Raw genomic sequence first — 12,217 nt, forward strand, 5'->3', positions numbered from 1 at the left:
GTCTTCGCGGGCGCCTTCGTCGCGGCGGTCTGCTTCGCGGTGACCGCCTTGGCCGTGGCCGTCTTCGCGGTGGCCGCGGCCACCGTCTTCTTCTTCGCGGGCGCCTTCTTCGCCGCCTTCCGCGTCGCGGGCAGCGCCGCGTCGCTCACCCGGTCGCCCAGCAGGTCGCGCAGGAACTTTCCGGTGTGGCTGGCCGGAACCGCCGCGACCTCTTCGGGCGTGCCCTCGGCGATGACCAGTCCGCCGCCGCTGCCGCCCTCCGGGCCCATGTCGACGACCCAGTCCGCCGTCTTGATCACATCGAGGTTGTGCTCGATGACGATGACGGTGTTGCCCTTGTCGACCAGCCCCGACAGCACCTTGATCAGCTTGCTGATGTCCTCGAAGTGCAGGCCGGTGGTGGGCTCGTCCAGGACGTAGACCGTACGGCCCGTCGAACGCTTCTGGAGCTCGCTGGCGAGCTTCACGCGCTGCGCCTCGCCGCCGGACAGCGTCGGGGCGGACTGCCCCAGCCGCACATAGCCGAGGCCGACCTCGTGGAGGGTGCGCAGGTGCCGCGAGATCGTCGGCACCGACTCGAAGAAGTCGAGCGCCTCCTCGATGGGCATGTCCAGCACCTCGGCGATGGACTTGCCCTTGTAGTGCACCTCCAGGGTCTCCCGGTTGTAGCGCGCGCCGTGGCAGACCTCGCACGGCACGTACACGTCCGGCAGGAAGTTCATCTCGATCTTGATGGTGCCGTCGCCGGAGCAGTTCTCGCAGCGGCCGCCCTTGACGTTGAAGGAGAAGCGCCCCGGCAGATAGCCGCGGACCTTGGCCTCCATCGTCTCGGCGAAGAGCCTGCGCACATGGTCGAAGACGCCCGTGTACGTGGCAGGGTTGGAGCGCGGCGTACGGCCGATGGGCGACTGGTCGACGTGCACGACCTTGTCGACGAGGTCGTCGCCGTCCACCCGGGTGTGCCGGCCGGGCACGGACTTGGCGCCGTTCAGCTCGCGGGCCAGGTGGGTGTAGAGGATGTCGTTGACCAGCGTCGACTTGCCCGAACCGGAGACTCCGGTGACGGCGGTCAGCAGCCCGAGGGGGAAGGACACGTCGATGTCGCGCAGGTTGTTCTCGCGCGCGCCGTGCACCGTGAGCTGCCGCTCCACGTCCAGCGGCCGCCGGACGTCCGGGGTGGCGATGGCCCGCTTGCCTGCCAGGTACTGCCCGGTGATGGAGTCCTTGTTGCGCAGCAGCTCCTTCAGTGAGCCGCTGTGCACGACCTTGCCGCCGTGCTCACCGGCGCCGGGGCCGATGTCGACCACCCAGTCGGCGACCTTGATGGTGTCCTCGTCGTGCTCGACGACGATCAGGGTGTTGCCCATGTCGCGCAGGCGCACCAGGGTCTCGATGAGCCGGTGGTTGTCGCGCTGGTGCAGCCCGATGGACGGCTCGTCGAGCACGTACAGGACGCCGACCAGGCCGGAGCCGATCTGTGTGGCGAGCCGGATGCGCTGGGCCTCGCCGCCGGAGAGGGTGCCCGCCGCGCGGTTCAGCGACAGGTAGTCGAGGCCGACGTCGACGAGGAACCGCAGCCGTTCGTTGACCTCCTTGAGCACGCGCTCGGCGATCTTCTTCTCGCGGGCGTTGAGCTTCATGCCGCGCAGGAAGTCCGCGCACTCGCTGATCGACATCGCGGAGACCTCCGCGATCGACTTCTGCTGCACCGTGACGGCGAGGACGATCGGCTTGAGGCGCGTCCCGTCGCAGGTGGGGCACGGCACCTCGCGCATATAGCCCTCGAAGCGCTCGCGGCTGGAGTCGCTCTCCGCCTCGGAGTGCCGCCGCTTCACGAACGGCACCGCGCCCTCGAAGGCGGTGGTGTAGGCGCGCTCCCGGCCGTAGCGGTTGCGGTAGCGGACCTCGATCTGGGTCTTGTGGCCGTTGAGCAGGGCCTTCTTGGCGCGCTGGGGCAGGCCGGCCCAGGGGATGTCCATCCGGAAGCCGAGCTCTCCCGCGAGCGCGCCGACCAGCCGGTTGAAGTAGTCCTTGGTGTGGCCGTGCGACCAGGGGCTGATCGCGCCCTCTTCGAGGGTCTTGTCCTCGTCCGGGATGATCAGCTCGGGGTCGACCTCCATGCGCGTGCCGATGCCGGTGCAGTCCGGGCAGGCGCCGAAGGGCGAGTTGAAGGAGAAGGAGCGGGGCTCCAGCTCCTCGAAGGACAGGTCGTCATACGGGCAGTAGAGGTGCTCCGAGTACATCCGCTCGCGCTCGGGGTCGTCCTCGGCGAGATCCACGAAGTCGAGGATCACCATGCCGCCGGAGAGCCCGAGCGCGGTCTCCACCGAATCGGTGAGCCGCCGCTTGGCGCTGTCCTTCACCGTCAGGCGGTCGATGACCACCTCGATGGTGTGCTTCTCCTGCTTCTTGAGCTTGGGCGGCTCGGCGAGCTGGATCGTCTGGCCGTCCACCCGGGCCCTGCTGTAGCCCTTGGTCTGGAGGTCGGAGAACAGGTCGACGAACTCGCCCTTGCGCTCGCGCACCAGCGGGGACAGCACCTGGAAGCGGCTGCCCTCGGGCAGCTCCAGGACCTTGTCCACGATGGCCTGCGGCGACTGCCGGGAGATCGGGCGTCCGCACTCGGGGCAGTGCGGCTTGCCGATGCGGGCGAAGAGGAGCCGGAGGTAGTCGTAGACCTCCGTGATGGTGCCGACCGTGGAGCGCGGGTTGCGCGAGGTCGACTTCTGATCGATGGACACCGCCGGCGACAGGCCCTCGATGAAGTCCACATCGGGCTTGTCCATCTGGCCCAGGAACTGGCGGGCGTAGGAGGAGAGCGACTCGACGTAGCGACGCTGCCCCTCGGCGAAGATCGTGTCGAACGCGAGCGAGGACTTGCCCGACCCCGAAAGCCCGGTGAAGACGATGAGGGAGTCACGGGGGAGGTCGAGCGAGACGTTCTTGAGGTTGTGCTCGCGAGCGCCACGGACGATGAGACGGTCGGCCACGCCGGTAGGCACCTTTCTTGAGAGCTGCGGGATGCGCCGCACCCCGGACCCAGGGTATGGGGGGCGTCGCTCGGATGTCGTATCTCGTGCCTCCCCCGAGTCTATAGCACGCACATTCGATTCACGGCCGGAGCCGACTACCTTCACCCGAACGGGTGGCCGCCGCTAGGGTGCCGATCATGAGCGATTTCGCATCCGACATTGCCGCCGTACGGGCCGCCACCGACCGCCTCCTCACCGGGGCAGCCGCGCTCGACGACGCCGGGGCCGCCGCCCCCTCGCTGCTCCCCGGCTGGACCCGCGGCCATGTGTTCGCGCACATCGCCCGTAACGCCGACGCCATCACCAACCTCCTCACCTGGGCCCGCACGGACGTCAAGACGCCGATGTACGTCAGCGCCGAGGCCCGCGACGCCGACATCGAGCGCGACAGCACGCGCCCGTCGGCCGCCCACCTCGACGACCTCCGCAGCAGCGCCGCCCGCTTCGACGAGGCCGCGTCGGCCCTCTCCGCGGAGCAGCAGGAGTACGTGGTGGAGATGCGCAACGGCGTCATGGAGCGGGCCGCCATGCTGCCGTACCGCCGCCTCGTGGAGGTCGAGCTGCACCACGTGGACCTCGGGATCGGCTACGGGCTGGAGGACCTGCCCGCCGCCTTCGTCACGCGGGAGATCGGATTCATGGCCGACGTGAAGCTCGCGGGCCGCGCCGAGGTGCCCGCGCTGCGACTGACCGCCTCCGACGGGAGCAGTTGGCGTACGGGCCGCGAGGACGGCGACGCCGTCACCGTCACGGGCTCCCCCACCGACCTGCTCGGCTGGCTCGTGGGCCGCGGGGACGGGGCCGGGCTGGAGGTCCGGGGCGGTTCCTCCGGGGGCCTGCTGCCCGCGCTGCCGCCGCTATAGGGTTGGGGACATGACGTACAGCGGAGCGGTGAAGGTCGGCGGACCGGCGGACGTACACGAACTGACCGAGCTGATGATCTCCAAGGTCGCGGTCGGCCCGATGGACAACAACGCCTATCTGCTGCGCTGCCGCGCGACCGACGAGCAATTGCTGATCGACGCCGCCGCGGAGCCGGCCACCCTGCTGAACCTGATCGGCGACAGCGGCATCGCCTCCGTGGTCACCACCCACCGGCACGGCGACCACTGGGGAGCGCTGCGCGAGGTGGTGGACGCCACCGGCGCCCGCACCTACGCCGGGCGCCACGACGCCGAGGGCATCCCGGTGCCGACCGACGTGCCCGTCGAGGACGGCGACACGATCCGGGTGGGCAATGTCGAGCTCACCGCCCGCCACCTCGTCGGCCACACGCCGGGCAGCATCGCCCTGGTCTACGACGACCCGCACGGCCACCCGCACCTGTTCACGGGCGACTGCCTCTTCCCCGGCGGCGTCGGCAACACCTGGGGCGACCCCGAGGCCTTCGGCCGGCTGCTCGACGACGTCGAGAACAAGTTGATGTCCGCGCTCCCCGACGAGACCTGGGTCTACCCCGGCCACGGCGGCGACACCACCCTCGGCGCCGAGCGCCCGCACCTCGCGGAGTGGCGCGAGCGCGGCTGGTGACGCCCTCTCGGCAGAGGGCCGGTCAGCAGAGGACCGAGGCGTGGCGGGAGTCGTTGTACGAGCACGAGTCGGCCTTCGACCCGTTCGCCTTGCGCAGCGTCGCCGTGTCCCGGTCGTTGTTCCAGACGTAGGCCCGGCGGTCCTGGTAGCGGTTGGCGGCGGTGTCGTCGCCCCGGCCGGTGCGCACCTTCACCGACTTCCCGGCCTTCAGGGTGTAGGAGCCGAATGTGTACCGGTGCCGGGAGGCGTCCGTCAGCGTCCAGTTCCGCAGGCTCACGGCGCGGCTCGTCGAGTTCTTGATCCGTACCCATTCGGCGTTGAGGCTGGAGTTGGAACGGGTGTCCTTGCCGGGGCTGTTGTAGTAGATCTCCGCGATGTGCACGGAGGGCGCGGCGGACGCCGGCGCGGCGGCGAACAGGGTCGCCGCGGCCGTGCCCGTCGCCAGAACGGTGGCTGCTATGCGGTGGCGCATGGGTCCCCCCTCAGGACGAGCGGCTCCGATCGCGGGCCGCTGTGCGGACCACGGTAGCGGCGCGGCCGTCGGACGGTTCCGCTCCGGAACGGCTGTCATCGCAGGGCCGGTGGCGCCCGCGTCAGACCCCCAGGCTGTCCTTGCGCTCCTCCGCCTCGGCCTGCTTCTTCGAGGCCCGCAGGCTGGTGACGGTGGTGATGATCAGGACCGCACAGATGACGCCGAGCGAGACGGGGATGCTGATCTCGGGGACGTGCACGCCGGATTCGTGCAGCGCGTGCAGGACCAGCTTCACGCCGATGAAGCCGAGGATGACCGACAGGCCGTACGAGAGGTGGACCAGCTTCTTCAGCAGGCCGCCGATGAGGAAGTACAGCTGACGCAGGCCCATCAGGGCGAACGCGTTGGCGGTGAAGACGATGTACGGGTCCTGGGTGAGGCCGAAGATCGCCGGGATGGAGTCGAGCGCGAAGAGGACGTCGGTGGTGCCGATCGCCAGCATGACGACCAGCATCGGCGTCATCAGCCGCTTGCCGTTCTCGGTGATGAACAGCTTGGTGCCGTGGTAGACGCTGGTGGAGGGGACGCGCCGCTCGACCGCCTTGAGCAGGCGGTTCTCCTCGAATTCCTCGGCCCCCTTGTCCTCCTTGCCCTCCTTGTCGCCGCGCGCGTCCTGGATGAGCTTCCAGGCCGTCCAGATCAGGAACGCGCCGAAGAGGTAGAAGACCCAGGAGAAGTTGGCGATGATCGCGGCGCCCGCGCCGATGAAGATCGCCCGCAGGACGAGGGCGATGAGCACGCCGACCATCAGCACCCGCTGCTGGTAGACCGGCGGGACCGCGAACTTGGCCATGATCAGAACGAAGACGAAGAGGTTGTCGACGCTCAGCGACTTCTCGGTGATGTACCCGGCGAAGAACTCGCCCGACGCCTGGCCGTCCCCGAACACGAAGAGGCCGAGCCCGAAGAGCGCCGCGAGGGCGACCCAGACGATCGTCCAGACGCCCGCCTCCTTGATGGAGACCGCGTGCGGCTTTCGGCCGCCGATGAAGAAGTCGGCGGCGATCAGGGCGCACAGCCCGACGATCGTCAGCGCCCACGCGTTCAGGGAAACATCCACTGCTGCTCCTCCGGCAGAGTCGTACGGCACTCACAGCGTCGTCGCTGCCGGAGGTCCCGGTCCGTTGACACGCCAGCCATGACCTCCGTACGCCAAAGAGTACAGGAACAGCCAAGAACAGGTAAAAGAAAGGGCAAATTAGCAGGTCAGCGGCGGTGGGCTTGCAATGCCTGACCGACCTGCCGGATCACCTGGCCCAGCACCTCGCTCCCCCGCGGCACGGCAGGCGGCTCGTACGTCCAGGCGTGCCCGACCCAGGGGTCGGCGAGGTGGTCGTCGGGGACCGGCGTGAGGCGCAGCAGCGCCCGCCACAGCGGATCGAGCACCGGCCCGTACTCACGGGCGTCCTGCCGGTCGGCCACCATCATCAGATGGACGCCCACCGACGGCCCCTCGTCCGCGAGGTAGCGCAGCTGATTGACGGCCCGGTCGTCGAAGCCGTGCGGGAAGTCGTTGACGATCAGCATCTGGTCCGCGGTGTCGAGATCGCGCGGCAGCGAGTCCACGGCCCCGCTGCGGACCGCCATCTGCACCAGGTCGACGCGGCGCGTGAGCCGCGTCAGCGTCTCGGCCACCCCTCGCGCGCCTGCAGCCGGGGGCTCCCGGAGCGCGCCCGACCGCAGCAGCGGCGCGAGCGAGGCGCCCGCCGCGCCCGCCGGGTCGATCACCTGCACCGCGAAGTCGCCGACCGGATGGACCGCGAGCAGCCGCGCGGCGTGCGCCACCGCGGTGTCCATGGCCAGCCGGCGCACGTCGGCCGACGCCATCAGCGCCGCCTCCGGGGCGCCCGTACGGCCGCTGTCGATCCACAGACCGCGCTCCAGCGGCAGCCGCATCAGCATGGGGATGCGCAGGTCGTCGCGTTCCGGCAGGCGCAGATCGCCGAGGCGCAGGGCCATCGGGCTCTCGAACGGCACCTGGTAGCCCTGCCAGACGGGGCTGTCCCACCGGGCGTAGGCGGGCGGCAGCGCGTGCTCGACGACGTCGGACTCGGCGGCGAGCCGGCCGAGGTCGCGGTCGAGGACGGCGCGGGCCTGCGCGACGAGCCCGGTCTGCTTGCGGCGCGCCGCCTCGCGGGCGGCGTCGGCGGCCGGGCCGACGCGCGTGCCGGGGTCCGAGAGGATCTCGTCGAGTTCCCGTTCCATGCGCGACTCCGCGAAGTCCACCGCGCTGCGGTACGCCGAGACCGTACGGGCCAGGTCCTCGAACATGCCCCAGACCTGGTTGTAGAGCCGCTCGTCCATCGTCCAGCCGCCGGCATCGCCCGCTACGGGCGCGGGGGGCCGCTCTTCCGCGCCGGGCTGTGCCGCCGGGCCGGGCTGTGACGGCAGGACGGGCGGGGGCACGGGAGGCCGGCTGGTCGGCGCGCCCTGTGCGGGCTTCGCGGGCCGGCGTCGGGGATGCCGGTAGTCGATCGGCCCGGAACCGGGCGCGGCGGGCGGTTCGGTCGATTCGTTCTTGCCGTCGGGGTACCGCGCCCGCTCGCCCTTGTCCCTGTTCCGCGCGGGCCGCGGCGGCGGGGTGATCGAGCGGGCCGCACCCTGGTCCACCGCCGCCTCGATGACGGCGGCCAGCTCGGCGGCGCCCGGCAGCCCCTGGTCGTGCAGCATCGCGGCCAGCCCGCCCGCGTAACCCTGGCCCACGGCCCGTACCTTCCACGCGCCCTGCCTGCGGTAGAGCTCCAGCGCGACGACCGCGGACTCGGAGTCCAGGTCCGTGATGGTGTACCCGGCGACCTCGGTGCCGTCGAGGCCGGTCACGGCGACGAACGGCGCCGCCATCGCGCCGAACCGCGCCGGGCCGCCCGCGCCGGACGGCAGCGCGAGCAGCACGCTGACCCGGTGGGCGGCGGCGGGGAGCGCGTCCAGGTCCACGGCCAGCCGGTGGTCGGCGGCGGCCTGCTGGGACACCTCCAGGCCGGGGAGGTGCGGGGCGGCGGGGTGCGCCACCCACCCGGCGTCTGCGGCCCGGCCCCGCTCGTCACCGAGCACGGCCCCGGCCACGACCGGGCCGCCCGCCGAGACCCGGATCTCCAAACGGGTCTGAGGCAGCGGATGGTTCTGGCCCCGGACCAGTTCGGCCGTCATCGGTGCGCCCCCTCGCTATGTCGTTCGCGGCCATGCCCCTCGCGCACAGCCCTGCCCGCCGGCCCGGCGGTTCACCCCCGCCGAGCCCCGGCCGGAGCCCTCGCCCCGGCCCGCTCCCGGCGCCTACAGGCTGGGCAGTATCGCCGGCATCAGGTCCTGGAAGGTGCGGCCGTCGGCCGGGAGGCCGATCGCCGTCATCTGCCAGCCGTCGCCGGACCGGTGCACCTTCGCCATGATCTGCGCGGTGTACGGGCCGCCGCCGTCGAGGGTGTAGCGGGCCAGCTCCTGGCCGGTGTTCTCGTCCAGGAGGCGGCAGAAGGCGTTCTCCACCTCGGCGAAGGTCTGGCCGGTGAACGAGTTCACCGTGAACACGATCTGGTCGATGTGCACCGGGACCCGCTGGAGGTCGACGAGGATCGCCTCGTCGTCGCCGCCCTTCCCCGCGCCGCCGACCCGGTTGTCGCCGGTGTGCTGGACTGAGCCGTCGTTGCTGACGAGGTGCTGGAAGAACACCACGTCGACCGGCTCCCGCTCGGCGAACAGCACCGCCGAGGCGTCCAGGTCGATCTCCTTCCTGCGCGAGCCGAACAGGCCGCGTCGGGGAGCCGCCTGCCAGCCCAGCCCCATCCGCACCGCGGTCAGGGTGCCCCCGTCGGCCTTCTTCAGGCTGATGCCCTGCCCCTTGGCCAAGTTGACCGTCACGCGCTGTCCCTTCTCGATGTACCGGTGTCCCCGCGGCCGCGCGCCGGGCGCGGCCTCCTCGCACGACCCTATGCACTGGTGCTCCCGGTGCCACCGGTCGGAAGCGGTTTGTGGCGTTCTTGCAACACGTCCTGGCGGCACTGCCTCGCAGGCGCGCCTCCGTGACGGGTCCTCGCGCTGCGCGTCCTCGTTCCCCCGCGTTCTGGCGCCCCCGCGTCCTCGTGCCGCGTCACGGCCGTCGGCCGCCTACCGCCCGTCAGGCGATGCCTGCCTCCCTCATCTGCCGCAGCTCCTTCTTCAGCTCACCGACCTCGTCGCGCAGCCGGGCCGCGACCTCGAACTGCAACTCGGCGGCCGCGCTCCGCATCCGCTCCGTCATCTCCTCGATCAGCTCGGCCAGCTCCGCGGCGGGCCGGTCCGTGAGCGGGGCGTCCTTGCCGGCGGCCGCCTTGCCGGACTTCCCGGCCGCCGCCGTGGGCACCGGGGCCTTGCCCTTGCTCTTGTCGCCCTGCCGGTAGCCGGTGCCCAGCAGCTCCTGGGTGTCGATCTCCTCGCGCGCGATGGTCGCGACGATGTCGCCGATCTTCTTCCGCAGCGGCTGCGGATCGATCCCCTTCTCTTTGTTGTACGCGATCTGCTTCTCCCGGCGGCGGTTGGTCTCCTCGATGGCCTTCTCCATCGCCGGGGTGACCTTGTCCGCGTACATATGGACCTGGCCGGAGACGTTGCGCGCCGCGCGCCCGATGGTCTGGATCAGGGACGTGCCGGAGCGCAGGAACCCTTCCTTGTCGGCGTCGAGGATCGCGACCAGGGAGACCTCGGGGAGGTCGAGCCCCTCGCGCAGCAGGTTGATGCCGACCAGCACGTCGTACTCGCCGGCCCGCAGCTCGCGCAGCAGCTCGATGCGGCGCAGGGTGTCGACGTCGCTGTGCAGATAGCGCACCTGGATGCCCAGCTCCAGGAAGTAGTCGGTGAGGTCCTCGGCCATCTTCTTGGTGAGGGTGGTCACCAGGACGCGCTCGTCCTTCTCCGTGCGCGTCCGGATCTCGTGCACCAGGTCGTCGATCTGCCCGTCCGTCGGCTTCACGACGACCTCGGGGTCGACGAGGCCGGTGGGGCGGATGATCTGCTCCACGAAGCCGTCGCCGCGCGCGAGTTCGTACTTGCCGGGGGTGGCGGAGAGGTAGACGGTCTGGTCGATCCGCTCGACGAACTCCTCCCACTTGAGCGGGCGGTTGTCCATGGCGGACGGCAGCCGGAAGCCGTGCTCCACGAGGGTGCGCTTGCGGGAGGCGTCGCCCTCGTACATCGCGCCGATCTGCGGGACGGTGACGTGCGACTCGTCGATGACGAGGAGGAAGTCCTCCGGGAAGTAGTCCAGAAGGGTGTTCGGCGGCGAGCCGGGCTCGCGGTCGTCCATGTGCAGCGAGTAGTTCTCGATGCCGGAGCAGGAGCCGATCTGGCGCATCATCTCGATGTCGTACGTCGTCCGCATCCGCAGCCGCTGGGCCTCCAGCAGCTTGCCCTGCTTCTCCATCGTGGCGAGGGTCTGCGCCAGCTCGGCCTCGATGCCCGCGACGGCCTTCTCCATGCGCTCCGGGCCGGCGATGTAGTGGCTGGCCGGGAAGACGAACAGCTCCTGGTCCTCGGAGATCACCTCGCCGGTGAGCGGGTGGAGCGTGGAGAGCGCCTCGATCTCGTCCCCGAACATCTCGATCCGCACCGCGAGCTCCTCGTAGACCGGGAAGATCTCGATGGTGTCGCCCCGGACCCGGAAGGTGCCACGGGTGAAGGCCAGGTCGTTGCGGGTGTACTGGATCTCCACGAACCGGCGCAGCAGTTGGTCGCGGTCGGTCTCCTCGCCGACCTTGAGCCGCACCATGCGGTCCACGTACTCCTGCGGGGTGCCCAGGCCGTAGATGCAGGAGACGGAGGCCACCACGACCACGTCGCGGCGGGTGAGCAGCGAGTTCGTCGCGGAGTGGCGCAGCCGCTCGACCTCCTCGTTGATCGAGGAGTCCTTCTCGATGTAGGTGTCCGACTGCGGTACGTATGCCTCGGGCTGGTAGTAGTCGTAGTACGAGACGAAGTACTCGACGGCGTTGTTGGGCAGCAGTTCCCGGAATTCGTTGGCGAGCTGGGCCGCGAGGGTCTTGTTCGGCGCCATGACCAGGGTGGGCCGCTGCAACTTCTCGATCATCCACGCGGTGGTCGCCGACTTGCCGGTGCCGGTCGCGCCGAGCAGCACTACATCTTTCTCACCTGCGCGAATGCGCCGCTCCAGCTCGGCGATGGCCGTCGGCTGGTCACCGCTGGGCTGGTAGGGGCTGACGACCTCGAAGGGCGCCACGGTGCGTTCGATCTTGGATACGGGCCGCATGGAACCACCGTACGACCCACCACTGACAACGGCCCTGCCGTCGGTGTCCGGCGCCCGTCCCTCGGCCGAACGAGGGGCGGGATATCCGCGAAGTCCGCCGATGCCGAGCGCGCTCGCCGGACATCGCGTACTTATCTTCTTGTACGCCACATCCGGGACGCTCACTGAGCACCCGGACCGGACGCCGCGAGGAGACCGTATGCAACTGCGCCCCGCCGCCGCCGTCGCCACCGCACTTCTGGGCCTGTCGGCGCTGCTCACCGGCCCCGCCCAGGCCCGCGCCACCCCCCATTCGCACGCACCCCTCGTCATCGGCCACCGCGGCTCGCCCGTCAGTGCGCCCGAGAACACGCTCGCCTCCGTCGACGCCGCCGCCCGGCTCGGCATCACCTGGGTCGAGAACGACGTCCAGCGGACCAAGGACGGCGCGCTGGTCGTGATCCACGACACCACGCTCAGCCGGACGACCGACGCCGAGCGGCGCTATCCGAACCGGTCGCCGTGGCGGGTGTCGGACTTCACACTCGCCGAGATCGAGCGGCTCGACGCGGGCAGCTGGTACGGCCGCCGGTTCGCCGGACAGCGCGTGCCGACCCTCGGCCGCTACCTCGACCGCGTCGAGCACCACCGCCAGAACCTCCTCATGGAGGTCAAGGCGCCGGAGCTCTACCCCGGCATCGAGCGCCGGATCACCTCGGAGCTGCGCGGCCGGGGCTGGCTCGACCGGCGGCACGTGGCGCACCGGCTGGTCCTCCAGAGCTTCAACGCCGCCTCGCTGCGTACGCTCCACCGGCTCCGCCCCGACGTGACGCTCGGGTTCCTGGGCGCCCCGAAGGCCGCCGAGCTCCGCTCGTACGCGGCGTACGCCGATCAGATCAACCCGAATCACAAGGC

General features: G+C 70.6%; 9 protein-coding genes. 3 read left to right on the top strand and 6 right to left on the bottom strand.

Going from position 1 to position 12,217, the window contains the following annotated elements; translation table 11 throughout:
- Nucleotides 1-2,990: excinuclease ABC subunit UvrA (uvrA, locus tag ACFU99_RS16085; RefSeq protein ID WP_384391678.1), on the bottom strand; the 2,990-nt coding region annotated here is incomplete at its 3' end.
- Between the two features lie 179 nt (nucleotides 2,991-3,169).
- Between uvrA and ACFU99_RS16090 the strand changes: the two genes are divergently transcribed.
- Together ACFU99_RS16090 and ACFU99_RS16095 are read left to right on the top strand one after the other, a co-directional pair.
- Entirely contained in the window at nucleotides 3,170-3,895 is a 726-nt protein-coding gene (locus ACFU99_RS16090; protein WP_384391680.1) for a maleylpyruvate isomerase family mycothiol-dependent enzyme, read from the top strand.
- Between the two features lie 10 nt (nucleotides 3,896-3,905).
- Nucleotides 3,906-4,562, top strand: a complete 657-nt coding sequence (locus ACFU99_RS16095; protein WP_384391683.1) for an MBL fold metallo-hydrolase — start codon at nucleotides 3,906-3,908, stop codon at nucleotides 4,560-4,562.
- Between the two features lie 22 nt (nucleotides 4,563-4,584).
- Here ACFU99_RS16095 and ACFU99_RS16100 read toward each other — a convergent pair whose 3' ends face one another.
- The 5 genes from ACFU99_RS16100 to uvrB form a co-directional block, all read right to left on the bottom strand.
- Nucleotides 4,585-5,034 (bottom strand): lamin tail domain-containing protein, encoded by a 450-nt coding sequence (locus ACFU99_RS16100; RefSeq protein ID WP_384391685.1) that lies wholly within the window; start codon nucleotides 5,032-5,034, stop codon nucleotides 4,585-4,587.
- 121 nt (nucleotides 5,035-5,155) lie between these two features.
- Nucleotides 5,156-6,154, bottom strand: a complete 999-nt coding sequence (locus ACFU99_RS16105) for a TerC family protein (RefSeq protein WP_384391687.1) — start codon at nucleotides 6,152-6,154, stop codon at nucleotides 5,156-5,158.
- A gap of 146 nt (nucleotides 6,155-6,300) precedes the next feature.
- Nucleotides 6,301-8,241, bottom strand: a complete 1,941-nt coding sequence (locus tag ACFU99_RS16110) for a TerD family protein (RefSeq protein ID WP_384391690.1) — start codon at nucleotides 8,239-8,241, stop codon at nucleotides 6,301-6,303.
- A 123-nt stretch (nucleotides 8,242-8,364) separates the two neighbouring features.
- Nucleotides 8,365-8,943, bottom strand: coding sequence for a TerD family protein (locus tag ACFU99_RS16115; RefSeq protein ID WP_384391693.1), 579 nt, complete (start codon nucleotides 8,941-8,943; stop codon nucleotides 8,365-8,367).
- Nucleotides 8,944-9,199: 256 nt separating this feature from the next.
- Entirely contained in the window at nucleotides 9,200-11,323 is a 2,124-nt protein-coding gene (gene uvrB, locus ACFU99_RS16120; RefSeq protein ID WP_384391696.1) for an excinuclease ABC subunit UvrB, read from the bottom strand.
- A 199-nt stretch (nucleotides 11,324-11,522) separates the two neighbouring features.
- Between uvrB and ACFU99_RS16125 the strand changes: the two genes are divergently transcribed.
- Nucleotides 11,523-12,217 (top strand): glycerophosphodiester phosphodiesterase family protein (locus tag ACFU99_RS16125; protein ID WP_384391699.1); only part of this gene is annotated, 695 nt, incomplete at its 3' end.

The organism is Streptomyces sp. NPDC057654, assembly GCF_042800135.1.
Classification (GTDB): Bacteria; Actinomycetota; Actinomycetes; order Streptomycetales; family Streptomycetaceae; genus Streptomyces.

Bases quoted from the DNA above. Each gene is read 5' to 3' on its own strand.
- ACFU99_RS16095 (WP_384391683.1), top strand. From the start codon at position 3,906: ATGACGTACAGCGGAGCGGTGAAGGTCGGCGGACCGGCGGACGTACAC.
- uvrB (WP_384391696.1), bottom strand. From the start codon at position 11,323: ATGCGGCCCGTATCCAAGATCGAACGCACCGTGGCGCCCTTCGAGGTC.
- ACFU99_RS16090 (WP_384391680.1), top strand. From the start codon at position 3,170: ATGAGCGATTTCGCATCCGACATTGCCGCCGTACGGGCCGCCACCGAC.
- ACFU99_RS16100 (WP_384391685.1), bottom strand. From the start codon at position 5,034: ATGCGCCACCGCATAGCAGCCACCGTTCTGGCGACGGGCACGGCCGCG.
- ACFU99_RS16110 (WP_384391690.1), bottom strand. From the start codon at position 8,241: ATGACGGCCGAACTGGTCCGGGGCCAGAACCATCCGCTGCCTCAGACC.